The sequence below is a fragment of the Microcoleus sp. AS-A8 genome (assembly GCA_039962225.1).
GTDB lineage: Bacteria > Cyanobacteriota > Cyanobacteriia > Cyanobacteriales > Coleofasciculaceae > Allocoleopsis.
Genome location: JAMPKV010000030.1, coordinates 35,273 through 51,330, shown reverse-complemented (window position 1 = coordinate 51,330; position 16,058 = coordinate 35,273). Strand labels below are relative to the sequence as shown.

At 48.4% G+C, this 16,058-nt stretch carries 13 protein-coding genes; 5 read left to right on the top strand and 8 right to left on the bottom strand.

The window, feature by feature from the left end; genetic code table 11:
* Positions 1 to 34: 34 nt before the first annotated feature.
* Positions 35 to 622: a Uma2 family endonuclease gene (locus tag NDI48_28285; GenBank protein MEP0835067.1), complete on the top strand. Its 588-nt coding sequence runs from the start codon at positions 35 to 37 to the stop codon at positions 620 to 622.
* Positions 623 to 954: 332 nt separating this feature from the next.
* Here NDI48_28285 and NDI48_28280 read toward each other — a convergent pair whose 3' ends face one another.
* The 7 genes from NDI48_28280 to NDI48_28250 form a co-directional block, all read right to left on the bottom strand.
* Positions 955 to 2,811: a WD40 repeat domain-containing protein gene (locus tag NDI48_28280; GenBank protein ID MEP0835066.1), complete on the bottom strand. Its 1,857-nt coding sequence runs from the start codon at positions 2,809 to 2,811 to the stop codon at positions 955 to 957.
* A 16-nt stretch (positions 2,812 to 2,827) separates the two neighbouring features.
* Positions 2,828 to 4,810, bottom strand: a complete 1,983-nt coding sequence (locus NDI48_28275) for an ATP-binding protein (GenBank protein ID MEP0835065.1) — start codon at positions 4,808 to 4,810, stop codon at positions 2,828 to 2,830.
* Positions 4,811 to 5,539: 729 nt separating this feature from the next.
* On the bottom strand, positions 5,540 to 6,229 hold the full coding sequence (locus tag NDI48_28270; protein ID MEP0835064.1) for a response regulator transcription factor: 690 nt from the start codon (positions 6,227 to 6,229) through the stop codon (positions 5,540 to 5,542).
* Between the two features lie 124 nt (positions 6,230 to 6,353).
* Positions 6,354 to 8,276 carry a signal recognition particle-docking protein FtsY gene (ftsY, locus tag NDI48_28265; GenBank protein MEP0835063.1) on the bottom strand — a complete coding sequence of 641 codons (1,923 nt, stop codon included), beginning with the start codon at positions 8,274 to 8,276 and terminating at the stop codon, positions 6,354 to 6,356.
* Positions 8,277 to 8,415: 139 nt separating this feature from the next.
* Positions 8,416 to 9,054 (bottom strand): transcription antitermination factor NusB, encoded by a 639-nt coding sequence (gene nusB / locus NDI48_28260; protein MEP0835062.1) that lies wholly within the window; start codon positions 9,052 to 9,054, stop codon positions 8,416 to 8,418.
* Between the two features lie 139 nt (positions 9,055 to 9,193).
* Positions 9,194 to 9,922 carry a DUF502 domain-containing protein gene (locus NDI48_28255; protein ID MEP0835061.1) on the bottom strand — a complete coding sequence of 243 codons (729 nt, stop codon included), beginning with the start codon at positions 9,920 to 9,922 and terminating at the stop codon, positions 9,194 to 9,196.
* An 888-nt stretch (positions 9,923 to 10,810) separates the two neighbouring features.
* Positions 10,811 to 11,584 carry an HpsJ family protein gene (locus NDI48_28250; GenBank protein ID MEP0835060.1) on the bottom strand — a complete coding sequence of 258 codons (774 nt, stop codon included), beginning with the start codon at positions 11,582 to 11,584 and terminating at the stop codon, positions 10,811 to 10,813.
* Between the two features lie 359 nt (positions 11,585 to 11,943).
* Between NDI48_28250 and pgl the strand changes: the two genes are divergently transcribed.
* On the top strand, positions 11,944 to 12,666 hold the full coding sequence (pgl, locus tag NDI48_28245; protein ID MEP0835059.1) for a 6-phosphogluconolactonase: 723 nt from the start codon (positions 11,944 to 11,946) through the stop codon (positions 12,664 to 12,666).
* A gap of 112 nt (positions 12,667 to 12,778) precedes the next feature.
* On the opposite strand, the gene NDI48_28240 is transcribed toward pgl, so the two are convergent.
* The gene (locus NDI48_28240; GenBank protein ID MEP0835058.1) at positions 12,779 to 12,934 is read right to left on the bottom strand and encodes a hypothetical protein; all 156 of its coding nucleotides are present in this window, start codon (positions 12,932 to 12,934) and stop codon (positions 12,779 to 12,781) included.
* Positions 12,935 to 13,247: 313 nt separating this feature from the next.
* On the opposite strand from NDI48_28240, the gene NDI48_28235 reads away from it, so the two are divergent.
* From NDI48_28235 to NDI48_28225, 3 genes are all read left to right on the top strand, one after another.
* Positions 13,248 to 14,093, top strand: coding sequence for an FHA domain-containing protein (locus NDI48_28235; protein MEP0835057.1), 846 nt, complete (start codon positions 13,248 to 13,250; stop codon positions 14,091 to 14,093).
* Between the two features lie 537 nt (positions 14,094 to 14,630).
* Positions 14,631 to 15,056, top strand: coding sequence for an FHA domain-containing protein (locus NDI48_28230; GenBank protein MEP0835056.1), 426 nt, complete (start codon positions 14,631 to 14,633; stop codon positions 15,054 to 15,056).
* A gap of 608 nt (positions 15,057 to 15,664) precedes the next feature.
* Positions 15,665 to 15,994, top strand: a complete 330-nt coding sequence (locus NDI48_28225; GenBank protein MEP0835055.1) for a hypothetical protein — start codon at positions 15,665 to 15,667, stop codon at positions 15,992 to 15,994.
* Positions 15,995 to 16,058 lie beyond the last annotated feature (64 nt).

Below are 16,058 nucleotides of genomic sequence, written 5' to 3'. Positions count from 1 at the left end.
TGCGTCTTTATCTAGGCTATCAATTTAATTATTTATGCAACTACAAACACAGAAACGCTACTATACTCCAGAAGAATATTTAGAACTTGAGGAAGCGGCGGACTATAAAAGTGAATACCGAGATGGAGATATCGTTCCTATGACAGGAGGAACAACGAATCACAATAAAATTGCTGGGAATTTTTATGCTTACTTGAAGTTTGGTTTAAAAGGGCAAAAATACGATATCTATATTGGTGATGTGCGGTTATGGATACCTCGTTATCGCCAGTATACTTATCCAGATGTGATGGTAATCCAGGGGGAACCTATCTATACGGGAACGAATACAACGACTGTGATGAATCCCTTGCTGATTGCTGAGGTGTTATCGAAGTCTACTAAAAATTACGACCAAGGCGATAAGTTTTTATATTATCGGTCAATTCCTGAGTTGAGGGAATATATTTTAATCGACCAATCTCAATATCATCTGATGCAGTATGTGAAAACGGCTGAGGGGCAATGGCTGTTTACTGAGTTTGAGGCTGAAGATTCGGTATTATCTCTCCAATCGGTAGATTTTAAAATTGCTTTTAACGACCTTTATGAAAGTGTTAATTTTGCCGAAGGTGAGGATTGATGCTTCTCAGCCTAAGCGCGATCGCTTCGCGCTGCCCCTTGGGGATAATCGGCTTTTTTGTTTCAACGGTAGGGGCGTAGCATTCGGAGGATAACCTTTGAAACTAAACCAAGATTTACCTATCCGAATGCTACGCCCTGTCCCGCGATCGCCAATAACATTTGTACAGAAACATGGGGTTTGCCTACACACCTTGAGGGCGAAGCATTTGGATACAAGAATTCAGGCTGATTAAGTTCAATTGTCGTCCAAATGCTGACGCTCCTTCGTCGCTACCGCTTCGCTAACGCCCCTACACCCATATAAGACAACTGCAATCCGTGCATCCGTGCTTATCCGCCTCGTGCCACCCCCTCCAACCGCAAGAAATGCACTCGCCCCGACGCCTCACCTGCTACAATTTTTACCCCATCCGGCGCAACGGCACAGCAGAATAACGCACTATCTCCACTAAAACTGGCAATTTCCGTCCCACTCTCCAAATCCCAGATTTTGAGGGTGTTATCGCTGGAAGCAGAAACCACTTGTTTCCCGTCGGGGGTGATAGCGACTGCCTGTACCGAGTTGCTATGTCCAGTGAGGGTTAATCGTTCAGCTCCACTGTGCAAATCCCAGACTTTGAGGATGTTATCCCATGAAGCAGAAACCACCTGTTTCCCGTTGGGGGTGATGGCGACTGCCCGTACCGAGTCGCTATGTCCGGTGAGGGTGAATCGTTCAGCTCCACTCTCCAAATCCCAGACTTTGAGGGTGTGATCGTCCGAAGCCGAAACCACTTGTTTCCCGTCGGGGGTAATGGCGACTGCCTGTACCCAGCCGCTATGTCCAGTGAGGGTTAATCGTTCAACTCCACTGTGCAAATCCCAGACTTTGAGGGTTTTATCCCATGAAGCAGAAACCACTTGTTTCCCGTTGGGGCTGATGGCGACTGCCCCTACCGAGTTGCTATGTCCGGTGAGGGTTAATTGTTCAGCTCCACTCTCCAAATCCCAGACTTTGAGGGTGTTATCAAATGAAGCAGAAATAATGAGTTTCCCGTCGGGGGTGATGGCGACTGCCAGTACCCAGTTGCTATGTCCGATGAGGGCTAATTGTTCAGCTCCACTCTCCAAATCCCAAACTTTGAGGGTGCTATCGCTTGAAGCGGAAACCACCTGTTTGGTGTCGGAGGTGATGGCGACTGCCTGTACCGGGCGGCTATGTCCGGTGAGGATGAATTGTTCGGCTCCAGAGTGCAAATCCCAGACTTTGAGAGTGTTATCGTCTGAAGCGGAAACCACCTGTTGCCCATCGGGAGTGATGGCAACTGCCTGTACCCAGAAGCTATGTCCAGTGAGGGTGAATTGTTCGGCTCCACTGTGCAAATCCCAAACTTTGAGGGTGTTATCCAATGAAGCAGAAACAATGAGTTTCCCATCTGGGGTGATGGCGACTGCCCGTACAGAGCTGGTATGTCCAGTGAGGGTGAATTGTTCGGCTCCAGAGTGCAAATTCCAGACTTTGAGAGTGTTATCGTCTGAAGCGGAAACCACCTGTTGCCCGTCGGGAGTGATGGCAACTGCCAGCACCCAGTTGCTATGTCCGGTGAGGGTGAATCGCTCGGTTCTACTGTGCAAATCCCAGACTTTGAGGGTGCTATCGCTTGAAGCGGAAACCATCTGTTGCCCGTTGGGAGTGATGGCGACTGCCCGTACCGGGCTGGTATGTCCGGTGAGCGTGAATCGTTCGGCTCCACTGTGCAAATCCCAAACTTTGAGGGTGCTGTCGCTTGAAGCGGAAACCATCTGTTGCCCGTTGGGGGTGATGGCGACTGCCAGTACAGAGCTGCTATGTCCAGTGAGGGTTAATCGTTCAGCTCCACTGTGCAAATCCCAAACTTTGAGGGTGCTGTCGCTTGAAGCGGAAACCACCTGTTGCCCGTTGGGGGTGATGGCGACTGCCAGTACAGAGCTGCTATGTCCGGTGAGGGTTAATCGTTCAGCTCCACTGTGCAAATCCCAGACTTTGAGGGTGTTATCGTCTGAAGCAGAAACCACCTGTTTGCCGTCGGGGGTGATGGCGACTGCCAGTACAGAGCTGCTATGTCCGGTGAGGGTACGTAGTAATGGTGTACCGGGCGGCATCAAGCTAGGTGTGAAAGGACGACTGCCTGTAGGTAGGCGGTTTAACGATTCAGCTAACTTACCCATTGCCAACCGCCCCTCGCTACATACTATTTGCCATCATTTCAATAATCCCTTGAAGCGTTATCCCCGATCGCTTCACTGTCCTCTCATTCCGCAAAAAATCCCGGAAGCTGCTGTGATACACGCTGTAGAACGTTTGCCCGTACTTCTCCTCTTCCCGTAAAAACTGCATCCATTCATCGAGTATCGCTTGCACCTTCACGGCTAATCCTCTCTCCTCCTCACCGTCCGCTTCCAGGATGGCAACAATCTCCTCAAACGGGATAGGCACGGGAGATTCCGACAAGATGTAGACAATCTTGATTTTAAATAGCGGCTTGGCATTCATGCCCATGCGTTCCCAATGCTTGTAATAGTAGTCTTGCAAGTCACTGGGCAAATCCCGAATCTCTAAATCTGGATATGCGCCTTTCTCAATGTCATCCAACACATAGCGCAGGTACATGAAGTTTCCTTCGCTCTTTTCCACCAGTGTCGAGACGAATTCCTCCTCATCAGCACCCCGACTTTTAACCCACTCTTGTAGGGGCGACACATGTGTCGCCCCTACGGAGGTGAGGCGCTGTCGAATATAAGCCTCTACGTCTTCTTGGTTTCTCGCCGGATACTGCATCAAGTCAAAAAGCCGCTTGTCTTTTACCTGCAACGGCAGTTGGTCAGGTAGTAAGGGTCGTTTTGTGACAATAAAGTAGATCCCATCCGGTAAAACTCCAGGCAGGTAGAGGACGTTAGCACCCGCACTCTGGCTACTCAAGTCAACTTCATCTAAGGCATCAACCGCAATGACCAACCGTTCACCCGACTTCAGCGTCCCACTCACTTCATTGAGTAGCTGCGAGAGAAAATTGCTATTGCGCGTGTTTTCTGGTTGGATGTCTTTAGAGTGGGATAGCTCGTAACCTTCAATGAGCTGGATGCAGACACTCCTGAGGAATTGTTCAGCGCTCGTTATCCCTTCATTGCGCTGGTTGAAATAGACAATGCAATCATTCCGCCGCACGAATTCTGCCAGGATGGAACTTTTGCCCATCCCCGGATCGCCTTCGATGATAAAGTAGCCTTTGCACTGCTGGAACAACTCTTCAATTGCATCAAAGACGAATTCCCGCCCGACAAATCCCGTCGTCTTATCCTCAATAATCCACCGAAAATCATCCGGAACAGGTAGCTGCCGGACTTGCGAGACTGCAATTGTTTGCAACACCTGTTTAATCTCCGCCAACTCACCCCGAATTCCAGACTCTACCCTCGCCATCACTGCACACACCTGCTGGGTTGTTGCCACACTCTCCAATCGTTTGACAATATCCGCATATTGTGTATTAGATTGCTTGAGCGCCGCCGTAATCTTGCCCAGCAGCAACAACAGCATTTCAGAAAACGCTTGCCCCCCTTTACTTGCGTCATGTTTTAACACTTCCCGCAATGCCTTAGGGAAAGTGATGTGCAGTTTCCCAGCAACGTACTCAATTACATCCTCTGGTAATTGCACCCTCGCCTGATTGCTCAACCAACCCAGAGCGTGTTCCCAAGTTGGTATGTCTAACGCTGTAACTTTGGCAAACTCTGCCGGATTCGTGGAAAAAACATCGATTAGCTGCTCTTGGTGAACCCCAACATAGTCTTTATCACCTTCCGTCGCTACGGCAATCGTTTGCCAATCCTTAACGCTTCTCTTGGCTAATCGCTCTAGAGCTGCCTTATGGGCTGAATATCGCTTGTCCTTCGCTACAGAATAGATGACAAGTGCGATCGCTAATCCCACTGCTTGAGTTAATTCGCGATCATTCAGAATCTCCTCATCCTCACCCAACCCCTTGACAATATCGCCCAAATCGTTGCTAAAGATACCACCCGCCACACTCGCTGCCAGATTTCCCAGTGCGCCTGCAACCAAAATCCCACCTGCTGCACCTCCGAGTGCGCCTCCAACCAACGTCCCACCCACCATCAGCGCCCCCGTAGCCAGTAGGCGCGTTTTTGTCTGTCCCAAATTTGGCATAGAGAGAACTCAGCTATCTTGACTGCCTTCTAACATAATCTCCAGCCCAGAGTGCCTCATATCCAGAAGCGATCGCTGAAAAGATGCGATCGCCCAAAGGGCAGCGCCAAGGGCGATCGCATGAGAGCGCTACTCCTTTGGGGCGATCGACTTATTAGTTTTTTTTAAATTGCTTTTGCATCTATATAGCAGTTCTCAGTTACACGCATGTACATTCAGAAGAATCAAAGCCTCTCTCAGCTAAAAAAAATTATCCGCTTCCCTCTCCTGTTAGGAGAGGGTTAGGGAGAGGTGGAGAGAGGTTTTCTAGAAAGCTCAGAATCTACCGCATCCAATCGAGAAGGGCTATATTGTGATGATTTCTCCTAAGCAAAGAGCCATAGCCCCAACCCTAAAAAAAATTCATCCCACAGCTACTAACTGCGGGATGAACTACGGACTTAGTTAAATTTTTTATTGCAAGACACCGCTTTGCATCATCATCACGACAAAGATACCAACACTCGTTGCCACTAAGACAGCACCCAGAGCAATTGATTCACCTAAATGTTTTTTATTTTGTGAAACTTTCATTATTTGTGTCTTTTTCTAAGGTAGTAAATGAACAATACCAGGATTTCCCTCAATTACCTTAGAAAAATACATGTGTCTTTACAATATGCAAATAAACTACATATTATGAGGGGTTATATGAGCTGAAATTGTGAAGAAAAGAAACCTTGTAACGATTCACTTGGTTAAGCCATGTTCCAAAGCGTAACGAACCAACTCCGTGCGACTATTTGTTCCAGTTTTGCTAAATAAGCGGCTGACATACTTCTCAACATTGCGGACACTAGTGTCGAGGCGTCGGGCAATTTCTTTATTCATCAATCCTTCCGCCACCAAATCTAAAACACTCTGCTCTCGCGGCGTAAAATCAATGCGAATGGGGGGAGGAGTTTGAGCAATGCCCGGTCTTTGGTCTAACATTGCTCGAATTGTCGCAATTTCCTGGGCAATTTGCTCCAGTTCGGTACTGCCTGATGTCTCTCCCGCCGTAGCAGTGCGGCGTCCCAATAAGTTCTCAACAATCGCGACTAATTCATCCGGATCAAACGGCTTCGGCAAATAGGCATCAACCCCTGCGTGATAACCCTGTATTCGGTCTGAAGTCATCCCTCTGGCTGTGAGAAATACCACTGGTAGAGTTTTAAACCGGGGGTCATCACGTAACTGTTTCAGAAACTGATACCCATCAACTTTGGGCATCATGACGTCAGAAATCACAAGGTCTGGTGTTTTGCGTTGCAACATTTGCCATGCTTCATCAGCATTACTGGCAACCTGTACATCAAAACCCCCAACTTCTTGCAGGTATTCTTTGACCGATACCCGTACTCCTGGTTCATCATCTACCAGTAACAGTTGTGCTGACATCTATCTTCCTTCGCCGTGACTTCTTTCAATTTAACGGAAATTGCCAGATTCGATGACTGCCAAAGGCTGAGGCAGTCAATCACTAATTTCTGTACTAGCGAAGTCGAGGGCAATCCTGAACCGACTAACCACTAAGTAAAGCTTCAACAAACTCGTAGCTAGAGAAAGGACGCAAGTCTTCAATTCCTTCACCCGCACCAATAAATCGAATAGGCAAACCCAATTGCTGCACCACCGCCAGGGCAACGCCTCCTTTGGCCGTGCCATCCAGTTTGGTCAAAACCACACCGCTGAGTTTTGCCGCTTGTGAGAAGACTTCCGCCTGACGCAGACCATTTTGACCGAGGGTGGCATCCAGCACTAAGAGGGATTCAACCTGAGTGTCAGGAGCTTTTTTATCGATAATCCGCCGAATTTTCGCGAGTTCCTCCATCAGGTTTTTCTTGTTTTGCAGACGTCCTGCCGTGTCTATTAGGAGTAATTCTGTATTTCGGGCTTGTGCTGCTGTAATTGCATCAAATACTACAGCCGCCGGGTCAGTATTTTTACCCGGATTAGCAATCACCTCAGTGCCACTGCGTTCTCCCCAAATCTTCACCTGTTCCACCGCCGCCGCCCGGAAGGTATCAGCGGCCCCAATTAAGCAGCGGTAGCCAGATTTCTGGGCGAGGTGAGCGAGTTTTCCGATGGTTGTAGTCTTACCCGCACCATTCACCCCAGTCATCAGCCAAATATTCAGGGTGTCTTTTTCCGGGACAAAGGTTGGGCTGTAAGATTCCTGGAGAGGTCGGTCGAGCAAATCTCGGATAATTTGTTTGAGATAGGCGATCGCTTGCTCCGGGGGCAAGACTTCCTCCCGCAATTTTTGTTGCAGGGTATTGATGATATAGTCCGTTGCCTCAACACCGACATCAGCCTGCAACAGCAGTGCCTCAATCTCCATTACGGCGTCTTGATTCAACGGCCCTTGACCAACAATCGCTTTGAGCTGGTTAATTAAGCTGCGACGGGTTTTATCCAGTCCTAGGCGCAGTCGCTTGAGCCAACTAATTTCTTCGGCTGAAACATCTTCGGGACGACGCCCCTGTGCTGCCAAAACTTGGGCTGACCACATGAACCCTTCATCAAATGCAAGACCTGGAACGGCCTCTCCCTCAACTGTTGTGGTTGCCACTGGTGCAACGGGCTGGACAGATGCCCTCACGGGTTCAGGTTCTGGCAGTTCAATGGCGGTTTCCTTGAGGCGTTCCAGTCGTGCCTGCCGTTCCGCACTGGATCGCGCCCAGATGGGTAAGGGGGCAGCGGGGGCTGACTCAGTTTCTGCAGCAACTGGGGATAGGGTTTCAGATTCTACGGGGGTCTGAGCCTGCGTAACGGGGGCTACTGGCGATGTTTCTTGCTCAGTGGATGCAACCGTTACGGGTTCTGCTGTGGGAGGTGGGGCTGACTCAACCGTTACCGATTCGATGGTGACCGGTATTTCTGCCTCTACTGCCTCTAAGGCTTCCGCCAAGACTGGGGATTCTACGGCTTCAGCTTCTGGTTCTGGTACGGCCTCTATTGCCTCTGAGGCTTCCGCCACAGCTGGAGATTCTACGGCTTCAGCTTCTGGTTCTGGTACGGCTATCTCTTGTTGAGATTCAGCCGATACCACATCGGGTGAGGCTTGGGGTAAGCTTTCAGCGGTCGGTGCCGTTTCCTCTACCGTTTGGTCAGCCAATTGAGCCATTGTCGGTTCTGCGGCTTCTGTGGTAATTTCTACCTCAGATTCCGCGACAGCAGGTTGTTCGGAAGCAGACTCTTCTTCAGGAGTCGCCTCAGTCGGTTCTGAGGAGGGTTCCTCCTGAGGTTCTGTCGCCTCCTCTTGCTGCTTTTGAATGTTTTTGTAAGCCGTTTTCGCCCAATTCAGGAGGTCATCGTCGGCGACTCCTGCTTCCTGCTCCTCAGTTACCTCTTGTTCCTGTTCAACCTGGGGAGTTTCGGTAGAAGTCTCCTCTGAAGACCCGTCGCTATTGCCAAACTGTCGGCGGAACCAATTAAAAACCATTTGACTTTTCTCACACAGATCGAACCCAGGCAACCCCAGGGGAATTGCCCCTCCACCTTATCCAACTATTTGACGCTCTCTACCGTCAAGTCTAACGACTATCAACAGAGATGAAATTGCACAGCTAAAATAGACTTTTCTATTGCAGATGCAGGCGGGCTTCTATTTTCAGGCGGTCAGTGACGCGACGCAACACACCGTTGATAAATCGGTGTCCTTCGTCATCGCTGTAGCGCTTAGCCAGCTCCACGGCTTCGTTAATGGCGACGCGATCCGGGATGCCCAAGAATGTAATTTCTGCAACAGAAATCCGCAAGATGTCTCGGTCAATATGTGCCAAACGGTTCAGTTGCCAATCTTGCAGGGCTTGGGTCAAGCTTTGATCAATCTCGACCTGTCTACGGTTGATCGTTTTGAGAATTTCTAAGGCGTAAGTGCGGACTTCTTGCTGATTCGTTAGCTGAACCACTTCTGGGATTTCAACGGCTGTTCCCAAGCGATTGATGGCTTTCTGGGCTAGATCAATGGCATCCGCCACCATGGCTTTAGCACTAAGCACATCGCTAGCACGGGTTTCACTCGTAAGGAGGCGATCGCTCCCTCTTTGGAGTTCAGCCGCTGCGGTTTCTAACGCTTCTTGAATTTCTCCGGTGAGAGTGCGGACGGCGGCTAAGACGAGATTATTCATCTGCTGAGCATCTAGTCTATCCGGCGTACTCGGCATTTGTGAGAGGCTCAACAGAGCCAGTTCGCGGGCTATTCGGCGGGGTTGAAGCATGGTTAGCGTCGGGGTTAGGGTAAGGTTATACAGATTTATACACAGATTTGAGATAGGGATTTAGAAGTATTTTCTCTTGCCTCGTCGCTATCGTAGTTCACCACGTTAATTCTGACTATCCCACGCTCTTGAAGGGAAATTAAACCTCTTCTGTGGGTAATGCCTGCCGTCTCAATTCAGGCAAGGGTTGTTCTAGTGGTTTTTTGGCATAGGTTGTCTTAGGAGAAATTGCGAGCGCGGACGCTGAGGGACTGACAATTCCACCGGAAATGACGACCTTGAAGGCATCTTCAATGGACATGGAAAGATTAATGACTTCGTCTTCTGGAACAATGGCATACCAGCCGGTTGTGGGATTAGGGGTTGTGGGGATAAAAATGCTCAACATGGGCCGAGCCATCTGAGATTGAATCTCGCTGCTCATCACGCCCGTCACAAAAGCCAGTGCCCACATTCCCTGTCGGGGATACTCAACTAAAATCACACGCCGGAACTTTCCATTCGTATCTTTTAAAAGCGTCTCCAACAACTGTTTCAATGTTTTATAGACTGCCCCCGCTAAGGGAATAGCCTGTAAAACCCGCTCACCAAAATCCAGCAACCACCGCCCTGCAATATTGCGTGCCATTAAGCCAATCACCAAAATACACAGCAGGGGCACAGTCAATCCCACCAGCAAATTCAGCAAATTGACCAAGATGGGATGGAGGTTATCATAGGGGTTGATTTGCTTGGGAATACGAGTTAGAAACTCAATCACCCAACTGGCAATCGTGATTGTCAGCCAGATTGTCGTAGCGAGAGGAATCACTACCAGAAGACCCGCAATCAGGTCATTCTTCAAGTCCTGCTTTAAGCGTTGGATCACAGATCACCGACTCTCCTTACAATGGCTCTTTAATTTTTGTCGTTACCGCCTCAATCACTGGTTTGAGGGGAAGACAAGCTCGGAAACCTGAACCAAACAAACAGCAAGCGCTATAAGCGCTGCACGGTGCGCGAACCTAGCAGAGAAACCCGCTTTTATGAGAGTCTGCTCCTGCCAAACCACGCTTAGCTGCCCCCAGTGAAACAGTGTTCGTAGCAGAGGGTTCCTTTCCTATTTGTAAGGCTTGTAAAGAATTGTTGCAAGTATCGATATTTGTGTTGAAGTTCCAAACCCTCCACGTTTCTTTCTCCTTTTAGAGGTCAAATACGTGAGCTAGGAGGTAAGTGCCACAAATTGGACACCGAACGCAAGCCTGAAAATTTTTCCAAATAAGTGGTATCACTGAAAACATTTTAACAGAGAGAGCCTATAGGGTTAGGAAGACACAATCCAACAAAAAAGAGACTACTCCACGCCAAAACAGGGACGGTTCAACCTTCAATAGGATGGAGCATGCTAAAATATCCATCACCTGAACAGATCAATCAAGGATGATGGATTTGAGTTAAAAAACCAGAGCCATCTTACGGATTCTCTGGTCTTGTGTAGAGCTTTGGCTTCTATAAATTTGGGCTTATACCTTTGGATAGATTTGAGGACTCCTCTCAAAAAAAGAGGACATGTTTTCTCATGGGCTTTTAGAGCTTAGTAGCCTTTAATCAGACCCTGTTGCCGTGAATTCCTGCGACTTTCTGCGCTTGGCAAAGGGTCATTGGGCTTTGATTCACCATAAGCCCGGTTCTCAGCAACACTGAGAATTCTGGTGTCTCCAATCAACTACGATTTACAGAATTTACCGAAATGGGAACAGCGATGAGGCAGCCGTTTCTACCTGCCAGCGTTTCGCAATCCCGACCAACCAATAGTAATGTAGCCGATCGCTAATAGCAAGCTGCTCAAACCCGTCCTTAAAGCAGACTTCATCGCTCCAGTCTTGGTCTGGTTTTCTAAATCTTGCTTGTCTTTACTGATTTTGGCTTTCGCGGCATCAACTTCTTGACTAATCGCTTTCGTGGGATTTTGCGTAATAGTCTGTAAGAGTTGTTGGTAAGCCTTGGCCTGAGGCTGCTGTTCGGCTGGAACTCGACCACTCTCAAGCGCTTGGTTTAACTCTGTTAGCTGTTGTTTGAGCTGTGCCAGTCCTTTGGGATCTTTGACAAGGGCAGCGATTTGTTGCGCTCGGCCTTCAATTTGAGATTGGGCTAAAGTGACTCGATCATTGAGCTGCTTGAGTTCAACATCGCTTTGCTGAACCACATTATTGATGTGCAGCGGCAGCAACAGGAGAAAAATAAGTCCCAATAGGCTGGAAAGCAACAGCGCCCAAAATCTTAAATCTTGTATCAGCGACCTTCCCTCGGACGAGGGTGCCCCCATGCTGCTTTCCAGCCAATAGCCTAGTAGCAAAAAGGCGATCCCGACCATCGGCAAGATCCCCCGATCCACCAATTGACCTACATAGGCTAGCTGCCAAGCCCTCTGTCCAGCATTCAAAGGAATGGCTAGAAAGATGTAATCCACCAGGGAAGACACAATCATAATCAGCCCGACAACCTTGAGGGCCAGAGCTGTGAAGGGGGAATAGACAGGACTACTTTTCATCGGTTATGTCTGTTGAGAACTGTATGAGCCATTTACAACTTTACTCTCGCAAGCTGTCCTAAACGTACCGCTTTTCACCGACGCAGGAAGATCCGATCCAGAAGAAGCAAGGATGGCTCAACGATAGGGACTTGCCCATGTTAACGCATTGAATTGGAGAGGCTTGTTGGGGAGACTCCAAGTTTTCTTTGAACTTCTCCAGAATAAAAAAACACCTTCAATTGACCGATTTCTAGTCGGCTTTGTGGTAGTGTCATTCTCGCATCAGCTTCATAGTGGTAGTTTACTGTAGCGTATTGCGAGGCAAAATTAACGCCAGAACCCCTATGTAGAACGACAAAGTCACAAACGTAGAGTTTATGAACAAAACAGTTGAAGTTTTACCCGATAAAGAAGCACTCATTGCGCGATCGCTCGAAGTTGTCCTCTCCCAAATGCAAGCTGCCATCTCCGAACGCGGTCAGTGTACGATCGCCCTGGCCGGGGGTGGCACACCGAAGCCTTTATACGAAGCGATCGCCACCCAGGAACTCCCCTGGGATAAAATCCATGTCTTCTGGGGTGATGAACGCTACGTGCCAGCCGACCACCCCGATAGCAATCAAAGAATGGCGCGTCATGCCTGGTTAGACAAAGTCAGTATCCCAGCGGCTAACATTCACCCGATGTCCACCAATGGCGAGAGTCCAGCCGCCGACGCTCAGAAGCACGATGACCATCTGCGTGAGTTCTTCAAGGCAGCCGTAGGAGAGTTTCCCCATTTCGATATCATTCTGTTAGGCATCGGCGATGATGCCCATACGGCTTCCCTGTTTCCTCATACCGATGCGCTGCAAATGACAGACCGTCTGGTTACGGTCGGTAACAAAGATGATCAGCCTCGCATCACCTTTACCGCGCCCCTGATCAACCATGCCCACTGCGTCATGTTTTTGGTTGTGGGTGCCAGCAAAAAACCGGCTCTGGCTCAGATATTTGCTCCTGAAGCCGACGCCATGACCTACCCAGCACGCTTAATTAACCCCCAAGGAGAACTTTGGTGGCTTTTAGATGAGGCAGCCGGTCAAGAGTTGAAAAAATAGGACTCGTTTCTGTTAACAATTTATAAAATTTTACTGTCTATTGTGCTTACCCATTCCGCTACAAGGCTCTTGACAGACTCGTGAGGTGTGACGATGTTAGCTCTTTTCGCCGCTAGGCATAGCCTAGTGAGACATTCGTCCGATGAATGGCACTCAGGGATTTGCTATTATCAGACAGGTTGCAATACCCCGTCCCACTACAGCGTAGGGCTAAATCATACAAAATGTAGATTCTCTCGTATTCGAGAAGACTTACATAGAGACCCATCGGTGGCGAGAACCATCGTCATCCTCGCTAGGGAAACAAACGGAGTACCAACATCAAAAAAAGCATTTGCGGCGCGTTAGCGTCGCTTCGCTAACATCAACAGTACCTAAAGGCATTAGGAAACTGGAGCCAAAAGCTCGAAGGCTCAGAACTCCACCTCTGGCTGGCGACTACGAGAGTAGTGTCAATGATGTGGACTGGATGAACTGAGAACCGACTAAGGGAAACTGAGGTTGGGAATCCCTCGCTACAAGAATTTAGCGGCGGGAGCATGTCAAATAGGGAGGATCAATACTGGCGGCAAGGAGGTTCTATGATTGTCTGCCCTAACTGCAATCACCAAAATCCAGATGGAGCAACCCAATGTGAAGCTTGCTATACCCCTTTACCCGCAACTACCACTTGTCCGAACTGTGGTTCTACTGTTCAGACAGATGCTAGCTTCTGCGGTCAGTGTGGGTTTAATCTGCTGAATGCAGGTGACCCTATAGAGGCAGCAATGACATCTGCTCCTAACTCAATTCCTGATATACCGGACTTGGTGCCCCCTGAACCCCTTGTTGCACCTGAACCTGTGTCTATCAGTTCTCAACAGCCTAATGTGGAACCGAGTTATACGAGTCCACCCACTTCTAATCCAGTCACCCCACTGCCAGCTACCGTTGTCAGTCAGCCGATTAGCGCGGAGGTCGAAAACGAGAGTTCTCCTGATCCAGGAACCCTGCCCCCGTTTCCTGTGGCCAGTCAATCGGAAGCGTCAGCCAAAACGTCCAGTAGCGCCCCCCCACCCCCGGTATCTACTCCTGGCGCTGCCAGAACTCAATTGCAGATTCAGTCGGCGTACTTGCTGCACGTCCAAACGAATGTGAAATTTGAGTTGCCTCCGAATCTATCCGTGGTTCATATGGGTAAGCCCAATGACCAGATTCCACCGGATATTGATGTTTCTGGTCTTCCTAACTCTGAGATCGTTTCTCGGGTTCATGCCGATATCCGGGTTGAGGGCGATATCTACTACATTGAGGATGTAGGAAGCTCTAACGGCACTTACATCAACCATACTCCCCTTCCTCCGGGAAATCGACATCGATTGCGCTCAGGCGATCGCATTAGCTTGGGGAAAGGTGACCAAGTGACATTTTTGTTCCAAAGCACTTGATGGTCGGCAAATTAGGGTCTGCGAATTGCTCTAAACCAATTCACCGACTAATTAGGGGTGAGGGGTCAAAGCAAATTGCAGACCAAGTTTTTAAGTGGTAGCCTGAAAGTGCTAGTTTAGTCAAGATGGCACTCCCACGAGTTGCCAATTTTTAGGAGTCGGATGGGCGACTTCCAGACCGTGCAGGCTAACTGTACCGAAAAAAGAGTTAACTAGCGATGGGAAGTGATAATTTATATTAATCTAGCAGCCTACCTTGACTTATTAGATAATTCAATTATGAAGACTATGACGCTAACACTTTGCCTCTCGTTCTCTTTGCTAAAGCAGTCGAAAGACCGAAGTGTGGAATGCTCAATAGTCGTCGGCGAAAATAAGTAGAGTGAATTCATAACTATATGAGTTTGGATTCCCTCGAACTTACTTAAGCAAAGGCGTCAGTTGATTCTCAAAGGAAACTCCCGTTCCTAGCAAGGCGGGGGGAGTCTAAAGAGTCAAGAGGCCGCAAGGCGAAAGTCTTTGAAAGATGTAATATCGGTGATTACTCTGACCCTGCTGCATCCTCTCCAGTCCGTGCCTGTTCAAAGTTGGACCTTTGAACCCGAATCTGTGATTCGGATTGGGCGCTCGACAGATAATGAAGTCATTTTATACAGTGCTGTGGTTTCTCGTCATCACGTAGAGATACAGCGCAATGGTTTAGGTTGGGAAATTGTCAGTTTAGGTGCGAATGGAACCTATATCGATGGCAAACGCATTACCCAAATGCCGGTCGTAGATGGGATGATCATTCGTCTAGCTAGCTCAGGACCGAAAATTCAGATTCATCTTGAAGGAGAAACTTCTAAGTCAAAGCTCAAAGCGGCTTTAGGGAAGCGCTCATCGTCCAAGCTCCAAGGGATCGATATCTCTAAAGAGACGTTCGTCAACTCCAAAAGGACACATACAGAGGAGGGGAACTAACCCCAGAAGCGGTACTCTTGGCGCACAGAAAACGCAATTGACCCTATCCTCTTGACTTTTAGGGTGCGTTAGGCATTCCTCTGACCTGCTTTCCACCCTCGATATAGATTACCTAGGGCTAGGTAAAAATATTCTTCAATTATTAAAAAATATTTCTGTAGTAACTCGACAAGTAGGGTGCGTCCCAACGCACCCTACTTAATTTTTGAGCGATGGTATCCTAATGATTAAAATTGTCCATTAGTCCCTGATGTAATCTCGTTTTGTCAAAAATTTAAGAATTTTTGGCATAAAATTCCTAAAAAAGACTGATAACACAAGAAGTGCCGCCTAAAAACGGACGGATGTGATTGTTCTAAGTCTATGGACGCTTACCTCCTACATCGCTTAAGCCTCAATTAAATTTTCATAACTTAGAGCTAGGCAGGACAGAGGCTGCAAGGTTAAGGTTATGGGAAATTTAGTAGGATAGCGATTCCTGCAAAAGATTCTCCTACCAAGACACTCAAACGCCTAGACACAAGAGAGAAAACACTCCTCGTTCCTAAACATGGAATGGACGCTGCGGGAATCGCACAAGAGCATATTTTTGGAATGGGTGAACGCTAATGAATTCTCCAAATGATCAAGAAAACGAGTTTCAGCGTCTGGAGCGAGAACTGCATGAACGAGAGCGAGCGATGCGACTCCGGGACATAGAGGCTGAAATCAATGAAGCACAACCACCTCTCTATCAAACCAAAAAGCATCAGCCGCCTGAGAGTTCACTAAAACAGCGGTACAGACAACTTTTGAACGTTGGGAAGTTTTTCCTCCTTGTCGTTGCTGTGGCGGTGAGTTTTAAAATAGCCAGCTCCCTTGCCACAGTGATTCTGGTTGGAGGAGTGTCTTGGGTGGCTTACAAACTATTTTTTGAGCGCGATCGCTCCAAACGTTAACACGACATGCCTGCTCATTGGGATGAGCGACTGGTTTTGAAATTGAAAGATTGCCGAACAACCC

What these genes read in the sequence shown, in the direction of transcription:
- NDI48_28235 (MEP0835057.1), top strand. Translation starts at nt 13,248, where the DNA reads ATGATTGTCTGCCCTAACTGCAATCACCAAAATCCAGATGGAGCAACC.
- NDI48_28225 (MEP0835055.1), top strand. Translation starts at nt 15,665, where the DNA reads ATGAATTCTCCAAATGATCAAGAAAACGAGTTTCAGCGTCTGGAGCGA.
- NDI48_28240 (MEP0835058.1), bottom strand. Translation starts at nt 12,934, where the DNA reads ATGGGTCTCTATGTAAGTCTTCTCGAATACGAGAGAATCTACATTTTG.
- nusB (MEP0835062.1), bottom strand. Translation starts at nt 9,054, where the DNA reads ATGCTTCAACCCCGCCGAATAGCCCGCGAACTGGCTCTGTTGAGCCTC.
- ftsY (MEP0835063.1), bottom strand. Translation starts at nt 8,276, where the DNA reads ATGGTTTTTAATTGGTTCCGCCGACAGTTTGGCAATAGCGACGGGTCT.
- NDI48_28285 (MEP0835067.1), top strand. Translation starts at nt 35, where the DNA reads ATGCAACTACAAACACAGAAACGCTACTATACTCCAGAAGAATATTTA.
- pgl (MEP0835059.1), top strand. Translation starts at nt 11,944, where the DNA reads ATGAACAAAACAGTTGAAGTTTTACCCGATAAAGAAGCACTCATTGCG.
- NDI48_28280 (MEP0835066.1), bottom strand. Translation starts at nt 2,811, where the DNA reads ATGGGTAAGTTAGCTGAATCGTTAAACCGCCTACCTACAGGCAGTCGT.
- NDI48_28275 (MEP0835065.1), bottom strand. Translation starts at nt 4,810, where the DNA reads ATGCCAAATTTGGGACAGACAAAAACGCGCCTACTGGCTACGGGGGCG.
- NDI48_28250 (MEP0835060.1), bottom strand. Translation starts at nt 11,584, where the DNA reads ATGAAAAGTAGTCCTGTCTATTCCCCCTTCACAGCTCTGGCCCTCAAG.
- NDI48_28270 (MEP0835064.1), bottom strand. Translation starts at nt 6,229, where the DNA reads ATGTCAGCACAACTGTTACTGGTAGATGATGAACCAGGAGTACGGGTA.